The organism is Mesorhizobium sp. LNHC252B00, assembly GCF_000502955.1.
GTDB lineage: Bacteria > Pseudomonadota > Alphaproteobacteria > Rhizobiales > Rhizobiaceae > Mesorhizobium.
Genome location: NZ_AYWO01000023.1, coordinates 18,841 through 36,251 on the forward strand (window position 1 = coordinate 18,841; position 17,411 = coordinate 36,251).

Below are 17,411 nucleotides of genomic sequence, written 5' to 3' on the forward strand. Positions count from 1 at the left end.
ACGCATTTCATGCAGGTCGCTTCAGCCCCAGATGGTCGCGCAGTGTGCGACCCTCATAGTCGGTGCGGAACAGGCCGCGCCGCTGCAGTTCCGGCACGACCAGCGTCGCAAAGGCATCGAGCTCTCCGGGGAAATACGAGGGCATGACGTTGAAGCCATCGGCCGCACCGCCCTCGAACCGTGCCTGCAACTCGTCGGCGATTTGGGCGGCTGTGCCGACGATGCGCCAATGGCCGCGGGCGCCGGCGAAATGGCGGGCAAGCTGGCGGATGGAAAGGTTGTCGCGGCGAGACTGCTCGATCACCAGTGCTTGCCGGCTCTTCATCCCCTCGCTCTCGGGCAGCTGCGGTAGCGGCCCGTCGATCGGATAGCGCCACAGATCGGAGATGCTGAGATAGCTGGAGAGCAGCGCCACGCCGACATCGTCGGGGATCAGCTCCTGCAATTCTGCGTATTTCTCCTGGGCCTCTGCATCGGTCTCCGCCACCACTGGCGCTACGGCGGGCATGATCTTGATGTCGCCCGGCTCACGCTCATAGGCCGCCATGCGCCCCTTGAGATCGTCATAAAAGGCCTTCGCTTCCTCGAAGGTCTGCGCGGCGGTGAACACCACGTCTGCGGTGCGGGCGGCGAGGTCGCGGCCGACATCAGAGGCGCCGGCCTGGACCATGACAGGCGCGCCTTGCGGCGAACGCGGCAGGTCGAGCGGATCCCGCACCGAGAAGCTTTGGCCGGCATGACTGGAAGCTTCATCGAGCTTGCCATGCCAAAGCCCGGCGACCACTTCGGCGAACTCACGCGCCCGTTCGTAGCGGTCGGCATGGGGCTTGAGGCCCGTCGAACCGAAATTGGCTGCTTCGATGGGACTGGCCGAGGTGACCAGGTTCCAGCCGGCCCGGCCGCCACTTAGATGGTCGAGCGACAGAAAGGCCCTCGCCAGCCCGTATGGCTCGTTGTAGCTGGTCGACGCGGTCGAGACGAGGCCGATGCGGCTGGTCTGGGCGGCTAGCGCCGACAGCAGGCTGATCGGCTCGAAACCGATCGAGCGCGACGTTTGGCTGGCGATGTCGATATTTGCTTCGCGCAGGCCGGCAGCGTCCTCGCAGAACACCATGTCGAGTTTCGCCGCCTCCGCCGTACGTGCCAGCTGGATGTAATGGTCGATGTCGATTCCGGCGGTCACGTGCGCCTTGGGGTGGCGCCAGGCGGCGATGTGGTGCCCTGTCGCCCACAGGAAGGCGCCTAGCTTCATTTGGCGAGCGGTCATTGGTCACCTCCGCCGGCAAGCCCCAGATGCGAGCGCAAGGTTGCGCCGCGATAGCTCTGTCGAAAAAGGCCGCGCCGTCGCAAAGCCGGCAAGACCAGATCGAAGAAATCGTCGAGCGCGGAAAGCTGTGCCGGCATCTGGATGTTGAACCCGTCGCAGCTTGTTGCGCGGAATTCTTCTTCCAATCTGTCGATGACGGCAGCCGGCTTACTATCGGCGATAGACGCGACGTTCCTCAGCGCCTTCACGGCATCCGGGTCGCGTCCGCAGGCGGCAACACGGCACCTCAGTTCGTCATAGTGTGCTTTCGCACTCTCGATCGGTCCGTCGCCCAGCAGGATCACATCGGCGGCGCGAGCGACAATATCCAGATCGGGCTCCGACAGATCCGACAAGACAAGCACCGGCGTGTCCTGCGGCGACCGCGCGACGTTCAGCGGTCCGCGCACGGAGAAGAACTCGCCCTGGTGGTCGAGAAAGTGCATCTTTTCGGGGTCGTGAAAGCGGCCTCCGCTTTGGTCGAACAGCAGTGCGTCCGCATCCCAGCCCTGCCACAGGCCCTGAACGATGCCGATATATTCCTGCGTGCGACGGCGAAGATCGTCGCCGGAAAAGCCTTCGGGCCGGCTGAAATTGGCGGCCTCGCGTGGCGCTTGCGTCATGGTCGCGTTCCAGCCGGCTCGGCCATGGCTGATGATGTCGAGCGAGGCAAAACGGCGCGCCAGATTGTAGGGCTGGTGGGCAATTGTCGAGGCTGCGGCAACGAGGCCGATCCTGCTCGTCACTGTCGCCAGTGCGGCGATGAGCGTCGTCGCTTCGAAGGGACTGCTGGACGGCTCGCCGCTCGCCAATGAGTCGGAGATAACGACCATGTCGATACTGCCGCCTCGGCCTTTCGCACGAAGCCGGCTATCTCACTGAATGTCGGGCCGGTCTGCCCTGCGGTGGAAGCGATGTTGAGCGAAACGGCGAGATGCATTCTGCTGTCCATTTGGCTATCAGCGATAGCGTGCAGCCATCCGGCTACCAACCTAGGCTGGCTTTCGCCCAGGGCAACTGCCCCGGATGGGCCACGAGGACATCACTTGCCGGCCAGCAGATCGTTGATCAGCCGCTGGCAGCGCTCGGCCATGAAGTCGAGCAGGAGCCGCACTTTTGGATCCTGCAGCTTCTTGTGCGGATAAACGGCGGCGAACTGCACCGGCGTCGGCGGCGTGTTGCTCAGGATCACTTTCAGGCGCTGGTCGCGGATAAACGGCTCGACCTCGAAGCGCGGCTTGTTGATAATGCCACGCCCCGACAGCGCCCAGCTGGTCAACACGTCGCCATCGTCGGTGTCGTAGGGGCCGTGCACTTCGAATTTCTGCGGGCCTGCGGGTGTCTGCAGCGTCCACACATATTCGCGCGCGCCGGAGTAGCGCAGCATCAGGCAGTCGTGTTTCTTGCCGATCAGCTCCTGTGGCTCCAACGGTTCGCCGCGCGCCTCTAGGTATTTCGGCGCCGCCACCAGCACGCGCTCGCATTCCATGATGCCACGCATTCTGAGGCTGGAATCCTCGATGATGCCGAGCCGGAAGGCGACGTCGATGCCCTCCTTCATGATGTCGACATTGTGGTCCGAAAGCCTGAGCCGCACCTCGATATCAGGGTATTTGTCGTGGAAATCGGGTATGCCCGAAGCCACCAGCCGGCGGCCGAGACCCAAAGGTGCCGTGACACGGATGGTACCGCGGGGCTGGCCGGAAAGGGCCGAGACAGCCGCTTCGGCCTCGGTGATCGCCTCCAGCACCTGCTTGGCACCTGAATAAAAAACCGTGCCGTGTTCGGTCGGCATCAATTGCCGCGTGGTGCGGTTGAAAAGCCGCACGCCAAGATGTTTCTCCAACTCCTTGATGCGGTTGGAGGCCACCGCCGGCGAAATGCGCATGTCGCGCCCGGCGGCCGACAGATTGCCGAGTTCGACGACGCGGACGAAGACGGCGATGTTGTCGAGATAGGCCATGCGGAGCACTTTCGCCGGTTTGCAGCGATAAGCCTAGTATTTTCCATTTTTTTTTGAAAGTCATCGTGCACCTCGCCCCTTTCCGTTTGCGCTCCAGCCCGTAAAGTCACCCAATCGGCAGGGACGACTTCAATGATGGATTTCGCGATTTTCTGGGACTGGCTGAGCTTCGCCGTGCGCTGGCTGCATGTCATCACCGGCATCGCCTGGATCGGCTCGTCGTTCTACTTCGTCGCGCTCGATCTCGGCCTGCGCCAGCGGCCGGGCATGCCTGCCGGTGCCTTCGGCGAGGAATGGCAGGTGCATGGCGGCGGCTTCTACCACATCCAGAAATACCTTGTGGCGCCGGCCGAGATGCCCGAGCACCTGACCTGGTTCAAATGGGAATCCTACGCCACCTGGCTGTCCGGTTTCGCCATGCTGTGCGTCGTCTATTATGCCGGAGCTGATCTGTTCCTGATCGATCCCAACGTGCTGCCGATGTCAGTGCCGGTCGGTATCCTGCTGTCGCTGGCAACCATCGGCGTCGGCTGGGTGGTCTATGATCTCCTGTGCCGCTCGCCGCTTGGCAAGAGCGACACCGGCCTGATGCTGGTGCTCTACTGCGTGCTGGTGTTCATCGCCTGGGGGCTGACGCATTTGTTCACCGGCCGCGCCGCCTTCCTGCATCTGGGCGCCATCACCGCGACGATCATGTCGGCCAATGTCTTCATGGTCATCATCCCCAACCAGAAGATCGTCGTCGCCGACCTCATCGCAGGCCGCAAGCCCGACCCTAAATACGGCAAGATCGCCAAGCAGCGTTCGCTCCACAACAATTATCTGACGCTGCCGGTGCTGTTCCTGATGCTGTCGAACCACTATCCCCTGGCGTTCGGCACTGAGTTCAACTGGGTCATCGCCTCGCTGGTGTTCATCATCGGCGTGCTGATCCGGCACTATTTCAACAGCGTCCATGCCCGCAAGGGCAACCCGACCTGGACCTGGATGGCAGCACTTGTCCTGTTCATCATCATCATCTGGCTGTCGACCGTGCCGAAGGTGCTGACCGGCGAACCCAGGCAATCGGCCGCCGCGCAGGTCTATGTCGCTTCGGTGCATTTCCCGGCCGTGCGCGACACCGTGCTCGGCCGCTGCTCGATGTGCCATGCGGCGGAGCCGGCCTACGAGGGCATCTATCATGCGCCGAAGGGCGTGATGCTGGATAACGATGCGGATATCGCCAACCACGCCCGTGAGATCTATCTTCAGGCCGGCCGCAGCCACGCCATGCCGCCCGCCAACGTTAGCCAGATCACCGACAAGGAACGCGCGCTGCTGGTGGCCTGGTTCGAAGGCGCAGGGAAATAGCATGATTTCGACACTTCTGCGTGGCCGCACGCTGTCCTTCGAGCGCTGGCCGCAAACCATCGACGACCACTCCGCCTGGCGCTACGAGGAGGATGGCGGTCTGCTGATCCGCGACGGCAGGATCGTTGCCACCGGTGCCTATGCCGAAGTTGAAAAGCAGGCTGGCGAAGCGGTGAAAAAAATAGATCATCGGCCGCATCTGCTGCTGCCGGGCTTCATCGACGCGCATGCGCATTTTCCGCAGATGCAGATCATCGCTTCCTATGGCGCAGAACTGCTCGACTGGCTGAACACCTACACTTTTCCGGAAGAAACGAAGTTCTCCAACGCCCAGCACGGCCGGCGCATAGCGCGGCTATTCCTCGACGAGGTGGTGCGCCACGGCACCACGACGGTCGCCGCCTACTGCTCGGTGCATAAGGCTTCTGCCGAAGCCTTCTTTGCAGAGTCGCATGACCGCAACATGCTCAACATAGCCGGCAAGGTTATGATGGACCGCAATGCGCCAGACGGCGTGCTCGACACTCCGCAATCCGGCTACGACGACACAAAGGCGCTGATCGCCGAGTGGCACGGCAAGGGACGGCAGCTTTATGCCATCACGCCGCGCTTCGCCATCACCTCGTCGCCGGAGCAGATGGAGATGGCCGGCGCGCTGTGCCGGGAATACCCCGACCTGCACATGCAGACGCATCTGTCGGAAAANGGTCGCGCGACTACACCGACGTCTACGAGCACTATGGGCTGTTGGGGAAAAAAAGCCTGTTCGGCCATTGCATCCATTTGTCGGAGCGCGAGGCGGACGCGCTTTCGGCCTCGGGTTCGGTGGCGGTGTTCTGTCCGACCTCGAACCTGTTCCTTGGTTCCGGCCTGTTCGACTATCAGCGCTTTCGCCGCCGCGACAGGCCGATCCGTATCGCCGCCGCCACCGATGTCGGCGGGGGCACCAACTATTCCATGCTGCGCACCATGGACGAGGGCTACAAGGTGATCGCACTGAACGGCGAGAAGCTGAACCCGTTCCAGTCCTTCTGGCAGCTGACGCGCGGCAATGCCGAGGCGCTGTCGGTGGCGGAAAGGATCGGCACGCTGGACGCAGGCACCGACGCCGACATCGTCGTGCTGGATGCCAGGGCGACACCGGCAATGCGGCTCAGGATGGAAACGGTCGAGACGTTGGCGCAGGAATTGTTCCTGCTGCAGACGCTAGGCGACGACCGCGCTGTCCGCGAGGTTTATGTCGCTGGGCGGCCCGCCAAGAGCGACATGATCGCGGGGTAAGACCCCCTCACCCGGATTGCCAACCGAATTGCAAAGGGCAATTCGGGGCAATCCGACCTCTCCCCGAGGGGAGAGGAGGAAGCCGAGGCCCGTGCTCGTCTCTTCTCCCCTCGGGGAGAAGGTGGCCGCGAAGCGGCCGGATGAGGGGGCTGCCGCGACGCGCGCTTGACCGGGCGGAGCTTGTCGTACAAACGACGTGTGACGATTTTCGGAGAGAGAAAATGGCCGTTGCTGACGACATCGCTCTGATCAAGAGACAGGAAGAGACCCTTGTCTTCTCCGTCTTCGACGAGGCCGTTGCGTTCAAGATCGGCTCGGCCATCCGCAAACGGGCTTTGGCCGAGAACCTGCCTGTTATCGTCGAGATAAGGACCTTCGATCGGCCGCTGTTCTATGCCGCGATGCCCGGCTCGAACGCGTCCAATCCCGATTGGGCGCGTCGCAAGATCAATGTCGTCAGGCGATTCCTGAAAAGCACCTACCGCATGGTGCTGGAACAGCAGCGCCCCGACCGCACCTTCAAGATCGGTGAGGGCCTCGACATTTCGGACTATGTGCTGGCCGGCGGTGGTTTTCCGGTGACCGTCAAGGGCGCCGGCGTCATCGGTGTGATCGCCGTCTCCGGACTGCCTGAGCGCCAGGATCACGGCGTCGTGGTCGATGCGCTGTGCGATCATTTGGGCGTCGACAAGCGCGGGCTGGCATTGCCTCGGGAAGCCGAATGACCGTGCTCGACCCCAAATCGTTCCTTATCTCGATCTTCAACGCGGCCGTCGCCGCCGCCGATCCGGAACGAACCATCCGGGATCATTTGCCGGCCAGGCCTAAGGGCCGCACCATCGTCATTGGCGCGGGAAAAGGCTCGGCCCAGATGGCGGCGGCGTTCGAGAAAATGTGGGACGGTCCGATCGAAGGGCTGGTCGTCACCCGCTACGGCTACGGCGCGAAATGCGAGCGTATCGAGATCATCGAGGCCGCGCATCCGGTGCCGGATGCAGCCGGGCTTGAAGCCTCGCGCCGCCTGCTCGCCAAGGTCCAGGGGTTGACGGTGGACGACCTGGTCGTGGCGCTGATTTCGGGCGGCGGCTCGGCGCTCCTGCCGTCGCCGGCCGCCACCCTGACGCTGGCCGACGAGATCGCCGTCAACGAGGCGCTGCTCGCCTCCGGCGCGCCAATCGCAGCGATGAACACCATCCGCAAGCACCTTTCGGCCATCAAGGGTGGCAGGCTGGCCGCCGCGGCGTATCCGGCCAAGGTGGTGTCGCTGGTCGTTTCCGATATTCCCGGCGACGACCCGGCGCTGGTCGCCTCCGGCCCGACGGTTCCGGATAAAGGCAGCCGCGCAGACGCTCTGGCATCGATATCAGCCTATGGCATGAAACTGCCGGCCTCGGTGATGGCGCATATCAATTCGCCGGCCGCCGATGCGCCAAGTCCTGAGGATGAACGTTTTTCGCGCAACGAGGTACATCTGATCGCCTCTGCCGGCGTATCGCTCGAGGCAGCGGCCGCGGAAGCGAAACGGCAAGGCGTCGAGGCCGTCATCCTCTCCGACTCGATCGAAGGCGAAGCGCGCGAGGTCGGCGGCGTCCACGCAGCGATCGCCCGCGAAGTGGCGACCCGCAACCGCCCATTTCCAAAGCCAGTGCTGATCCTGTCGGGTGGCGAAACAACGGTGACACTTCGTGCCAAGGGCAAGGGCGGCCGCAATTCGGAATTCCTGCTCGCGTTCGCCATCGGCATCAGCGGCGTCGAAGGCATTCATGCACTGGCCGCCGACACCGACGGTGTCGACGGTTCGGAAGACAATGCCGGCGCCTTTGCCGACGGTTCGACGGTGTCGCGCATGCGGGCAGCCGGGGTCGATGCCAAGGCTATGCTGGCCGGCAACAATGCCTGGACGGCCTTCAACGCGGTTGGCGATCTTTTCGTGCCGGGCCCGACCGGTACGAATGTCAACGATCTCAGGGCAATCCTCGTCGGATAATCCCAGCACCAGGTGATCTCAGGCGGCCATCAGCCGCTTCACCTTTCTCATATCGTCCAGGAACCGGCCTCGTTCGGCTTGCTTGTCCGCAGGCTCACGAATGCGCAGGATGAGGGAGGGATGAATAGTGACAAAGACGCGCAAACCGTCCTCGCGTTCGACCACCTGGCCGCGCATCTTCATCACCGGAATCGGCTTGCCCAGCAGCGACGTCGCCGCTGTCGCGCCGAGTGCCACGGCGATGTTTGGCTTGATCAGCTCGAACTCCTGGTCGAGCCACCAGCGGCAGGCCTGAATCTCGCCGGCATTCGGCTTGGAATGGATGCGCCGCTTGCCGCGCGGTTCGAATTTGAAGTGCTTGACCGCGTTGGTGACGTAAACTTTCTGACGGTCAACCCCGGCGTCATCAAGGATGGCGTCGAACACCCTGCCTGCAGGCCCGACGAAAGGCTTTCCGGCGAGATCCTCCTGATCACCAGGCTGTTCGCCGACGAAGATCACCTTGGCATCGTCCGGGCCTTCGCCGAACACGGTCTGCGTCGCATGACGCCAAAGCGGGCAGCGACGGCAGCCCTCTGCGGCCTCGCGCAGGTTCGTGATCGAGCTGGCTTTGGCTTCGTCCGCTATTGGCTCCGCACGTGCAATAGAAACACGCCGGGCAGGGATCTTCGCTTCATGCGGAAGGCCCGTGGTCGCCATCGTCCTGCCTCGTCTATTTCGATATTAAAATGAACGAGATCGGCGATGGTTCCTTTCCTTACACCTCGTGCAGATAGAGATGGTAATCCAGTTCGCTGACCGTGCGCGCCACGCGCAGATATTCCGACTGCTTGATCGCCACGAAGGTCCGGTGCAGGTCCTCGCCGAGCGCGCCCTTCAGGAAGCTGGATGCCCTGGCCGCTTCGATTGCGGCGCGCCAATCGACCGGCATGGTCGTGCGCGTGACTGCCGCCTCATAGCCGTTGCCAGTGGTTTCGGGGCCGGGGTCGAGACCTTCGTCGAGCCCCTTGACTATAGCTGCCAGCACGGTCGCGGCTATCAAATAGGGGTTGGCGTCGACGCCGGACGGCCTGTGCTCGATGCGCCGGTTCTTGGCGTCGCCCGCCGGCACGCGCAGCGCCACCGAGCGGTTGTTCACACCCCATGTCGGCGCCACCGGTGCATAGGATTGCGAGACGAAACGCCGCCAGGAATTGGCGTGCGGCGCAAACACCAGCATCGATTCCGCCATCGTCTGGATCAAGCCACCGAGCCCCTGTAGCAGCGGCAGCGACCAGCTCTCGCCGCCGGCTTCGGCAAAGACGTTTCGGCCCCCTCTGTCCTGCAGCGAGACATGAAAATGCATGCCCGAGCCGGCATATTTCTCGATCGGCTTGGCCATGAAACAGGCGGTGACGCCGTGGCGGCGCGCCTGCGCGCGGACCAGCCGCTTCAGCATGACGAGGTCGTCGGCTGCTCGCATCACGTCCTTGCGGTAGTTCAGCGTCAGTTCGTATTGGCCCGGCGCATATTCGGAAATCACCGTCTCGGCCGGGATGCCTTGCGCCCTGGCGGCGGCATAGATGTCGGAAAACAGCGGCTCCATGCCATGCAGGTGATCGACGGAATAGACCTCGGTCTTGCCCGAGACACGACCGTCGAGCACGGCGCGCGCCGGCTGCACCTTGCCGTCGGCATCGCGCTCATTGGCAAGAAGAAAAAATTCGAGTTCGAAGGCACCGGCCGGATAAAGACCCTTGGCTGCCAATATGTCGACCTGCCGTGCCAGCGCGAGGCGCGGATCCGATGACATCGGCTGGCCGTCGAGCTGGTACATGGCCATCAGCAACTGGCCGCGTGGCGGATTCGTGCCGTAGAGCGGCACCAGCGTGCCGGGAATCGGCCATGCCCTGAGATCGCCGTCGCCTGTCGTCCAGATCAGCCCGGTCTCGTGCACATCCTCGCCGGTGATGTCGAGGCCGAGGATCGAGATCGGCATATGGCGGCCGCCCTCGAAGATGCTTTTCAGCTCATGCCGGCGCACGATCTTGCCGCGGCCGACGCCATTGGCATCGGTCAGCACGATATCGAAGGCTTCGATCTCGGGATGGGCATCGAGAAAGGCTTGCGCCTCGGTGGGCGTCGAGCCCGAAGGTGAGGTCATCATGGCATTGGGGTGGTCCATCGCCGCTTGTCTCATGCCGCAAGCTTTGCCGCAACCGTGCCGAAGGCGGCGATCAGCCGGCTGACCTGGGCCCCTGACGTCGCCGGCGAGATCAGCATCATGTTGTGGAAGGGTGCGATCAGCACGCCGCGATTGACCAGCGCGACATGGATTGCTGCCTCCAGTTCCGGCGCATGCGCTGTCTCCGCCTCGGCGCCATTCCTCAAGGGGCCGGGCGCGCAGATGAACTCGACGCGCGCGCCGACGCGGGAAACATGCCAGGGCAGGCGGTAGCGGTCGATCACGCCGGTCAGCCCGGCATCCAGCCGCCGCGCCAGATGATCCATCCGGTCGTAATTTTCCTGCGTCATCACCTCTTCGAGCGTGGCGCGCATCGCCGCGAATTGCAGCGGGTTGGCCGAGAGCGTCGTGCCCATGCCGGAATAGCCCGGCTCCTTGGTCCTGTTGTAATCGGCGTAGCGCGAGGCGATGTCGTCGCTCATGCCCCACACGCTGGCCGGCACGCCGCCGGCAATCGGCTTGCCCAGAACGAAGAAGTCGGGCTCCAGCCCGTATTTCCTGGTGTAGCCGCCCGGGCCGGACGAGATCGTATGCGTCTCGTCGATCAAGAGCAGCGTGCCGGCCTCGCGCGTCAGTCTGCGCAGCGCATTGTGGAAACCGGCAGCGGCCAGCACCATGCAGGAATTGGTCAGCACCGGTTCGGCGATGACGCAGGCGACATCCTTGTCCTTGAGCGCGGCTTCGAGTGCTGAAACATCGTTGAACTCGATGACCTTGGCGGTGCGGGTCAGGTCGCGGAATTCGCCCGCAAGCCCCGGCCGGTTGACCGGGAAACCATCGACCAGCCGTACCATCGTCTCGTCGACCGAGCCATGATAGCAGCCGTTGAAGACCAGGATTTTCTTCCGGCCAGTGACGGCGCGGGCGACGCGCAATGCAAAGCGGTTGGCGTCGGTCGCCGTCGTCGCGATCTGCCAGAACGGCAGGCCGAAACGCTGTTGTAGCAACGGCCCGATGGCGATCGCGTCTTCCGAAGGCAGCATATAGGTCAGGCCGCGCCCAGCCTGGCGGCGGATGGCGCGCGCCACCGGCGGCGGCGAATGGCCGAACATCGAGCCGGTGTCGCCAAGGCAGAAATCGTCGAGCCTGATACCGTCGATGTCGGTGATGGTCGCGCCCTTGGCGCTGTCGACCAGGATCGGAAACGGCGTCGGCCAGTCATTCATCCAGTGCATCGGCACGCCGCCGAAGAAGCCGGGCAGGCCATTGCCGGCCTTGGCTTGCGACTTTGGCCGGGCCTTGCGGAAGGCCGCGCCTTCGGTCTCGCGCAATTCGGCAATGCGGTCGCGGCTGATGCCGCCGATGGACGTCTTTGACGTGTGCATGAAACTCCCTCTGGTCCGCCACTCTTAGCCAATCCGTGTCCGCAAACGCAATTGGCCGCGCATCTGTCCTGCATTGGCTCAGCCGGCATGGGCACCGCTTGACCCCGTTGACGAAGTCAGCGCCAATACAAGCGGCCATGGGGGACAGAAATGCGGACGATCATCGGTGTGGCAACGCTGTTGTTATCGGCCAGCGCGGCCTTCGCCTCAGGTGGCATCTGGTGCAACGTTGACGATGATGCTGTGGCATTCGACGTCGGTGCCGGCGTCACCAGAGGCATGGGCGACCCGACCTTCAACTTTCGCGGCGATCTCGAAATCAAGACGAGGCCGGTCGGCGATGACCTGCGCAAGACCGTGTTCGAGGATTCCAATCTGACCCAGTACTGGCTGGACGGCAAGGAATTGCGGCTGAACATCTACCGCGAGCATCAGCTCGCAGACACCTACAACTATGTCGAGCTGACGATCCTGACCAAGACCAGCGACGAGGGCGTCTATGACGGTCAGTACACGCTCGCCGTCTATGACAAATCCGCTGACACGGACAAGGACGGCAAGACTGTTGAGTTGACGGGCAAGGTGTCGTGCGGGGCTGAGTAAATCCGAAACTACGCCGTGATGTCGATGACGCCGCAGTCGCCTGCGGCACTGCCGAAGGCAACGCGGCGCTCTTCCCTGTCCCACATCATCGAGGTGATGGCGCCCTTGCCCGGTCGACGCAACAGCACTTCCTTGGCGTCTGCAAAGCGCACCGCCATCACCATGCCGTCATCATAGCCGACGGCGACGACGTCCTGGCTCGGGTGGCAGGCGACTGATGTCACCATGGCGTTGCCGCGCGTGCCGAGCTCCAGCGGGGCCTTGCCCATGGGACCATCCTTGCTTGAAAATGGCCAGATGATCGCCGCCGGCGCGCCGGAACTCGCCAGCCACTTGCCCTTCACGCTCCACGACAGGCTTTTGACCTTGCCGGGATAACCGCTCATGCGCATGTGCTTGCCGTCGGCGAGCTTCCAGCCATGCAATGCATTTTCCTGCATGGTGGTGACCAGGAACGCGCCATCGGGCGAGAAGGTGATGCCGGTGTGGGCGCCGGCCCATTCGAGCTCCACCGGCTTTCCCTCGGCGGCCGGGAAATGCAGCGTCGCGCCATTGTAGCGAGCAACGCCGAAACGCATGCCCTTGGGCGAAAAGGCCAGTCCCTCGACCGAGCGCGGATGGACGAATTCCCGGGTCTTGCCGTCGGCAAAGCGCACGAAGGCGGTCTTGCCCGTCGCATAGGCGATGGCGCCTTGCGGCCCAGCAGCAACGCTGGTGATCCATTTCTTTCCGGCATTGGTCAGTTCGGTGGCCTCGCCGCCCGCCTTCACGGCAAACACCTTGCCGTCCTCGCCGCCGGTGATCAGCCGGTCGTTGGCCACATCATGGAAGGCGGCAAGCAGCCCGTCATTGGCCTGTACCGTCTTGTGGCCAAGGTCGAGCCGATGGACGGCGCCGTCGGCCATCGCGAAATGCGGCACGTCGCCGAGAAAGACGGCGGCGACGCAATGTCCATCGAGATCAAGCGGGGCGACGGTCGGCATGGCAAGTCTCAACGGTCATTCGTTCGTTCCAGCGCAGGATCACGGTTTCCTCGATCGGAACCGGGCCGCCTTGATAGGTGAACACGAACCATTTGTCCCAGTTTTCGATCAACCAGGCTTTCGAAAGTCCAGGTTTTTTCTCGAACCGGCTTTCCTCCGGCAGCACTGCGAAGACCAGACCCGCCTTGTAGCCGGACGTCACCATGAGTCCAAGCCCGGCCTCATCCTCCTGAGGATCGAACACCATAAGATCGACGGTCCCAGAGCCGGGGCCGACATCGTAATTATCGGAAAGTTGAATGATGTCGCCGATGATCAGGAAATCATCGGCCAGATCGAGCAAACGCGCCATTGGTAACGGTCAGGCCGCCTGGCAGGCGTCAAAACTCTTCTTCAGCCGCTCGGCGTCGAGTTCGCGGCCGATGAAAACAAGCCGGCTCTCATGCTTTTCGCCATCCTTCCAGGCACGCTGGTGGTCGCCCTCGATGATCATGTGCACACCCTGGATGACATAGCGTTCATCGTCGCCCTTGAGCGCAATAATGCCCTTCAGCCGCAGGATGTTGGGGCCTTCCATCTGGGTGATCTTCTCGATCCATGGGAAGAATTTCTTCGGGTCCATCTCGCCGCCGCGCAGCGAAACTGACTGCACGGTCACGTCATGGATGTCGGAAGCATGCGCGTGATGATCATGGTCGTGATGATCATGGTCGTGGTCATGATGATCGTGGTCATCATGCGCCTCGAGGAAATGCGGATCGTTTTCCAGCGCCCTGGACAGGTCGAAGGCGCCGCGGTCGAGCACTTCGGATAGGTCGACGCTGGCTCGCGCCGTGCGGTGGATCTTCGCCGCCGGATTGATGGCGCGGATCGTCGCCTCGACCTTGGCAAGCTCTTCGGGGGTGACGAGATCGGTCTTGTTGAGCACGACGACGTCGGCGAAGGCGATCTGGTCCTCGGCTTCCCTGGAATCCTTGAGCCGCAGCGGCAGATGCTTTGCGTCGACTAGCGCCACCACCGCGTCGAGCCTGGTCTTGGAACGCACGTCGTCGTCCATGAAGAACGTCTGCGCCACCGGCACCGGATCGGCAAGCCCGGTGGTTTCGACGACGATGGCGTCGAAACGGCCGGGCCGGCGCATCAGGCCCTCGACGACGCGAATCAGATCGCCGCGCACCGTGCAGCAGACGCAGCCATTGTTCATCTCGTAGATCTCCTCGTCGGATTCCACGATCAGGTCGTTGTCGATGCCGATTTCGCCGAACTCGTTGACGATGACGGCGTAGCGCTTGCCGTGGTTCTCCGACAGGATGCGATTGAGCAGCGTCGTCTTGCCGGCGCCGAGATAGCCGGTGAGAACGGTTACGGGAATCTGCGTCTGTGCGTCGCTCATGGGTTGCCTCGAACTATCTGGGCCGCAAAGTCCGGCCATCGAAATGAGATTGTCGGCTCCATATAGGATGTGTGCCGGCCTTTTGCACGAGGCAAACCGATAGGCCAAACCGGCCTGCCGACATTACCGAATTTCCATTGGCGAGAGCCGCTATGACTGCCTAGATCAGGAAGGGGGAGGCCAATTCGAGAGGCACGATATGTCCGGCAAGCCATCCTCCGTCTCATTGAACAGGCGCAAGGCGCTCGGCTTGATCGCGGTTACCGCTGGCGGTGGTGTCTTCCTACCGGCCGCGGCAATGGCCGCCCAATCTTCGGTTACCCAGGCCTCGCCCTATGCCGGACTGGCCCTCTTCGAGACCGGCGCCGGTGTCTGCGCCATTACACCTGAAGTGACCGAGGGACCGTTCTATTTCGACCCGAAACTCGAACGTGCCGATGTCACCGAAGGCAAGAAGGGCATAGCCCTTGATGTCCGGTTGCAGGTCGTCGACGCGGCCTGCCGGCCGCTTGCCGGCGCACGTGTCGACATCTGGCATTGCGACGCGCAAGGTGCCTATTCCGGCTATCCGGGGCAAGGTGACGGCAGGGACGTCGACACGTCGGGCCAGACCTTCCTGCGCGGCTGGCAGAAGACCGATGCAAGCGGCATCGTTTCTTTCGCCACCATCTATCCCGGCTGGTATCGCGGCCGCACCACCCATATCCATTTCAAGGTCTTCCCCGACGACAGTTCGGTAATGACCGGCCAGTTGTTTTTCCCCGACAGTCTCAGCGAGCAGATATTCACCACGGTCGCGCCCTACAATGACCGGCCCGGCAAGCGCGACACCTCGAACGCCAGTGACGGCATCGCCAGGCAGGCCGGACCGCTGTCGCAGGCGGCACTGCGCGAGGTGGAGGATGCCTACCAGGCGCTGATGATCGTCGCGGTGAAGCCTGGCTGAGCGCCATTCGCTCACGCGCCGTGCCCGCGACGAAAACTCCGGCCGCGAAAACTCGTTTGTCATCTAACTGAAATAAACATCTGGCATTAGCCACCTCGGACACCACAATGCTTGCCGGCAAAGATGTTTGAAGCGCCGGAAATCTTTTTGATCGTCATTGCCAACCGGCCGGCTGCCTCTATGCTGCCCGCACCCGGTACGGCCGAAGAGGGATGACCATGGCCAAGGCGGACAAGACTGCGACAATGAGCCGGCTGCATTCGGCGGCAAGGCTTGCAAGAACTGCGCTGGCGGCACGGCTTCTAGCGCACGGCTTTTATGCCGGCCAGGACCAGATCATGCTGGCGCTCGACCGCGAGGATGGCCAGACGCCCGGCAATCTTGCAGGGCGTCTCGGCGTACGGCCGCCGACCATCACGAAGACCATCAACCGCTTGCAGGCCCAAGGTTTCCTGGATAAACGCGCCTCCGAGGCCGATGCCCGCCAGGCGCATATCTTCCTCACCGATACCGGGCGCGAGATCATTCACGCCATCGAGAAGTCGGTGAAGAAGACGGAAAAGCAGGCGCTGAAAGGCCTCGACAAGAAGGACCAGAAGACGCTGTTCAAGCTGCTCGCCCGCATCGAGGCCAACCTCTCGAACGAAGAACTGGCTTTGATCGACGACGACGCCGAGTCGGACGACTGATTGTGCGTTAGTCTGGGCGGCAGGCGCTCAAGCCGCCGCTGCAGAGCCTTGGATAAGCGACGACCAGCGTCCCGGCGTCATGCCGAACGCCTTCTTGAATTGCCTGATGAAATGGCTTTGGTCGCTGAAGCCGGCGTCGATGGCGATTTGCGCCAATGGCTCGCCGGCGGCGATCATCCTCCGCGCGCGCTGGAGCCGGCGCATCACCAGGAAACGATGCGGGCTGGTCGAGAAGGCGGCTCGGAAATGCCGTGACAGGGCATAGCGGTCGAGCCCCGTTACCGCTTCCAACTCGCCGGAACGCACTGGGCGGGTCAGGTTTTCCGTGAGATAGTCGCGAGCCAGTGCAGCCGCCCGCCACGCCGTCCTGGCCATCGGCTTTGCCGGCTGGCCGGCATGCCGCGTCAGGCTTTGCATCAACTGCGCGAGGAAGTCGTCGACGAACAACTCGTCGAGTTCCCGCTCCATCGGGCCCAGCGCCGAAAGCAGCGTGGCGCAGAAGGCCGCGTCCGTCACCACGCCATCCCTGACAAACGGCAGCGACGCGCCGCCAAGGCACTCCAGCATCAAAGACGGCTCCAAATAGAGCATCCGGTAGCGCAGGCCGGCCTCCGTACCGGCGCCGCCGTCATGCAACTCGTCGGGATGCAGCACGATGATCTGGCCGGGCAGGCTGTGGCGCGTCGCGCCGAGATAGCGGAACGTCTGCACCCCGTGCAGCGTCACGCCGATCGCATAGGTATCGTGGCGATGCAGGTCGAAGGCATTGCCGTGGAAGCGCGCCTCGATCCGCTCCATGCCGGCGGGGTCGGGGGCGGAGATAATGCAGTTTTCCGCCGCATCGACGCACAAACGTCCAAGACCTCTAAAGGCCTGGCTGTCTAGATCGTGCGACATCGTTCCTTCAGTCCCAAAACCGGGGCGCAACCTCGAATGGTCTATCTCTCATGTTCGATACGAAATTTGCAATCGTGCTCAGGCAGGATTTGCCGGTTTGGCAGAAACTCAACGTCACCGCCTTCCTGACCAGCGGCATCGCCGCCCAGTTTCCCGACATCATCGGCGAGCCCTATTGCGATCGCGCCGGCAATCTCTACAACCCGCTGTCGATCCAGCCGGTCATCGTGCTGTCCGCCGACCAGGCAACGCTTGGCACGATACACATGCGCACACTGGAGCGCGGCGTGACGACCTCGCTCTATGTCGAGGAGATGTTTTCGACCGGCTTTGACGCGGCCAACCGCGCCGTCTTCGCCGAATTCGCGCCTGAAGACGCCAAGGTGGTCGGCATAGCGCTTCGCGCCGACAAGAAGCTGGTCGACAAGATCACCAAGGGCGCCCGCATGCATCCGTAGCCCTTC

The 17,411-nt window shown here is 63.0% G+C and carries 16 protein-coding genes and 2 pseudogenes; 8 read left to right on the forward strand and 10 right to left on the reverse strand.

The window, feature by feature from the left end:
* Positions 1–7 precede the first annotated feature (7 nt).
* The 3 genes and pseudogenes from X744_RS146985 to X744_RS146980 form a co-directional block, all read right to left on the reverse strand.
* A complete protein-coding gene (locus X744_RS146985; protein ID WP_023761429.1) occupies positions 8–1,267 on the reverse strand; it encodes an LLM class flavin-dependent oxidoreductase in 1,260 nt (419 codons plus the stop codon).
* A pseudogene (locus tag X744_RS01000000170115) lies at positions 1,264–2,258 on the reverse strand (LLM class flavin-dependent oxidoreductase). Before X744_RS01000000170115 ends, X744_RS146985 begins: the two are co-directional and overlap by 4 nt.
* 90 nt (positions 2,259–2,348) lie before the next feature.
* The gene (locus X744_RS146980; RefSeq protein WP_023761430.1) at positions 2,349–3,269 is read right to left on the reverse strand and encodes a LysR family transcriptional regulator; all 921 of its coding nucleotides are present in this window, start codon (positions 3,267–3,269) and stop codon (positions 2,349–2,351) included.
* A 132-nt stretch (positions 3,270–3,401) separates the two neighbouring features.
* Here X744_RS146980 and X744_RS146975 point away from each other — a divergent pair, with 132 nt between their 5' ends.
* The 4 genes and pseudogenes from X744_RS146975 to X744_RS146965 all read left to right on the forward strand — a co-directional run bounded on the left by X744_RS146975 (position 3,402) and on the right by X744_RS146965 (position 7,887).
* Positions 3,402–4,619, forward strand: a complete 1,218-nt coding sequence (locus X744_RS146975; RefSeq protein ID WP_023761431.1) for a urate hydroxylase PuuD — start codon at positions 3,402–3,404, stop codon at positions 4,617–4,619.
* Position 4,620: 1 nt separating this feature from the next.
* Positions 4,621–5,900: pseudogene (gene guaD, locus X744_RS01000000170120) on the forward strand (guanine deaminase).
* A gap of 221 nt (positions 5,901–6,121) precedes the next feature.
* Positions 6,122–6,625 carry a heme-degrading domain-containing protein gene (locus X744_RS146970; protein WP_023761432.1) on the forward strand — a complete coding sequence of 168 codons (504 nt, stop codon included), beginning with the start codon at positions 6,122–6,124 and terminating at the stop codon, positions 6,623–6,625.
* Entirely contained in the window at positions 6,622–7,887 is a 1,266-nt protein-coding gene (locus X744_RS146965; protein ID WP_023761433.1) for a glycerate kinase, read from the forward strand. Before X744_RS146970 ends, X744_RS146965 begins: the two co-directional genes overlap by 4 nt.
* An 18-nt stretch (positions 7,888–7,905) precedes the next feature.
* Here the strand turns inward: X744_RS146965 and X744_RS146960 are convergent, their stop codons facing one another.
* The 3 genes from X744_RS146960 to X744_RS146950 are packed head-to-tail and all read right to left on the reverse strand — an operon-like array spanning position 7,906 to position 11,436.
* Positions 7,906–8,586, reverse strand: a complete 681-nt coding sequence (locus tag X744_RS146960) for a UdgX family uracil-DNA binding protein (protein WP_023761434.1) — start codon at positions 8,584–8,586, stop codon at positions 7,906–7,908.
* Positions 8,587–8,644: 58 nt separating this feature from the next.
* On the reverse strand, positions 8,645–10,051 hold the full coding sequence (locus X744_RS146955) for a glutamine synthetase family protein (RefSeq protein WP_023761435.1): 1,407 nt from the start codon (positions 10,049–10,051) through the stop codon (positions 8,645–8,647).
* A gap of 11 nt (positions 10,052–10,062) precedes the next feature.
* The gene (locus X744_RS146950; RefSeq protein WP_023761436.1) at positions 10,063–11,436 is read right to left on the reverse strand and encodes an aspartate aminotransferase family protein; all 1,374 of its coding nucleotides are present in this window, start codon (positions 11,434–11,436) and stop codon (positions 10,063–10,065) included.
* 150 nt (positions 11,437–11,586) lie between these two features.
* Here X744_RS146950 and X744_RS146945 point away from each other — a divergent pair, with 150 nt between their 5' ends.
* Complete coding sequence (locus X744_RS146945; protein ID WP_023761437.1) at positions 11,587–12,039, forward strand: hypothetical protein; 453 nt, start codon at positions 11,587–11,589, stop codon at positions 12,037–12,039.
* 8 nt (positions 12,040–12,047) lie between these two features.
* On the opposite strand, the gene X744_RS146940 is transcribed toward X744_RS146945, so the two are convergent.
* From X744_RS146940 to X744_RS146935, 3 genes are read right to left on the reverse strand one after another with little or no spacing between them, the layout of a single operon-like run.
* Positions 12,048–13,022, reverse strand: a complete 975-nt coding sequence (locus X744_RS146940) for a WD40 repeat domain-containing protein (RefSeq protein WP_023761438.1) — start codon at positions 13,020–13,022, stop codon at positions 12,048–12,050.
* Positions 13,000–13,365 carry an Imm45 family immunity protein gene (gene imm45, locus X744_RS0137840; protein ID WP_198032263.1) on the reverse strand — a complete coding sequence of 122 codons (366 nt, stop codon included), beginning with the start codon at positions 13,363–13,365 and terminating at the stop codon, positions 13,000–13,002. The genes X744_RS146940 and imm45 overlap by 23 nt, the downstream gene beginning before the upstream one ends.
* A gap of 18 nt (positions 13,366–13,383) precedes the next feature.
* Positions 13,384–14,415, reverse strand: a complete 1,032-nt coding sequence (locus tag X744_RS146935) for a GTP-binding protein (protein ID WP_023761440.1) — start codon at positions 14,413–14,415, stop codon at positions 13,384–13,386.
* A 199-nt stretch (positions 14,416–14,614) separates the two neighbouring features.
* Here X744_RS146935 and X744_RS146930 point away from each other — a divergent pair, with 199 nt between their 5' ends.
* Together X744_RS146930 and X744_RS146925 are read left to right on the forward strand one after the other, a co-directional pair.
* Positions 14,615–15,361: an intradiol ring-cleavage dioxygenase gene (locus X744_RS146930; protein WP_023761441.1), complete on the forward strand. Its 747-nt coding sequence runs from the start codon at positions 14,615–14,617 to the stop codon at positions 15,359–15,361.
* 218 nt (positions 15,362–15,579) lie between these two features.
* Complete coding sequence (locus X744_RS146925; protein WP_023761443.1) at positions 15,580–16,050, forward strand: MarR family winged helix-turn-helix transcriptional regulator; 471 nt, start codon at positions 15,580–15,582, stop codon at positions 16,048–16,050.
* A gap of 27 nt (positions 16,051–16,077) precedes the next feature.
* Here the strand turns inward: X744_RS146925 and X744_RS146920 are convergent, their stop codons facing one another.
* Positions 16,078–16,947, reverse strand: a complete 870-nt coding sequence (locus X744_RS146920) for an AraC family transcriptional regulator (RefSeq protein WP_023761444.1) — start codon at positions 16,945–16,947, stop codon at positions 16,078–16,080.
* A gap of 50 nt (positions 16,948–16,997) precedes the next feature.
* Here X744_RS146920 and X744_RS146915 point away from each other — a divergent pair, with 50 nt between their 5' ends.
* Positions 16,998–17,405, forward strand: coding sequence for a DUF2000 family protein (locus tag X744_RS146915; protein WP_023761445.1), 408 nt, complete (start codon positions 16,998–17,000; stop codon positions 17,403–17,405).
* Positions 17,406–17,411: the final 6 nt, after the last annotated feature.

What these genes read in the sequence shown, in the direction of transcription:
- X744_RS146985 (WP_023761429.1), bottom strand. Translation starts at nt 1,267, where the DNA reads ATGACCGCTCGCCAAATGAAGCTAGGCGCCTTCCTGTGGGCGACAGGG.
- X744_RS146980 (WP_023761430.1), bottom strand. Translation starts at nt 3,269, where the DNA reads ATGGCCTATCTCGACAACATCGCCGTCTTCGTCCGCGTCGTCGAACTC.
- X744_RS146975 (WP_023761431.1), top strand. Translation starts at nt 3,402, where the DNA reads ATGATGGATTTCGCGATTTTCTGGGACTGGCTGAGCTTCGCCGTGCGC.
- X744_RS146970 (WP_023761432.1), top strand. Translation starts at nt 6,122, where the DNA reads ATGGCCGTTGCTGACGACATCGCTCTGATCAAGAGACAGGAAGAGACC.
- X744_RS146965 (WP_023761433.1), top strand. Translation starts at nt 6,622, where the DNA reads ATGACCGTGCTCGACCCCAAATCGTTCCTTATCTCGATCTTCAACGCG.
- X744_RS146960 (WP_023761434.1), bottom strand. Translation starts at nt 8,586, where the DNA reads ATGGCGACCACGGGCCTTCCGCATGAAGCGAAGATCCCTGCCCGGCGT.
- X744_RS146955 (WP_023761435.1), bottom strand. Translation starts at nt 10,051, where the DNA reads ATGGACCACCCCAATGCCATGATGACCTCACCTTCGGGCTCGACGCCC.
- X744_RS146950 (WP_023761436.1), bottom strand. Translation starts at nt 11,436, where the DNA reads ATGCACACGTCAAAGACGTCCATCGGCGGCATCAGCCGCGACCGCATT.
- X744_RS146945 (WP_023761437.1), top strand. Translation starts at nt 11,587, where the DNA reads ATGCGGACGATCATCGGTGTGGCAACGCTGTTGTTATCGGCCAGCGCG.
- X744_RS146940 (WP_023761438.1), bottom strand. Translation starts at nt 13,022, where the DNA reads ATGCCGACCGTCGCCCCGCTTGATCTCGATGGACATTGCGTCGCCGCC.
- X744_RS146935 (WP_023761440.1), bottom strand. Translation starts at nt 14,415, where the DNA reads ATGAGCGACGCACAGACGCAGATTCCCGTAACCGTTCTCACCGGCTAT.
- X744_RS146930 (WP_023761441.1), top strand. Translation starts at nt 14,615, where the DNA reads ATGTCCGGCAAGCCATCCTCCGTCTCATTGAACAGGCGCAAGGCGCTC.
- X744_RS146925 (WP_023761443.1), top strand. Translation starts at nt 15,580, where the DNA reads ATGGCCAAGGCGGACAAGACTGCGACAATGAGCCGGCTGCATTCGGCG.
- X744_RS146920 (WP_023761444.1), bottom strand. Translation starts at nt 16,947, where the DNA reads ATGTCGCACGATCTAGACAGCCAGGCCTTTAGAGGTCTTGGACGTTTG.
- X744_RS146915 (WP_023761445.1), top strand. Translation starts at nt 16,998, where the DNA reads ATGTTCGATACGAAATTTGCAATCGTGCTCAGGCAGGATTTGCCGGTT.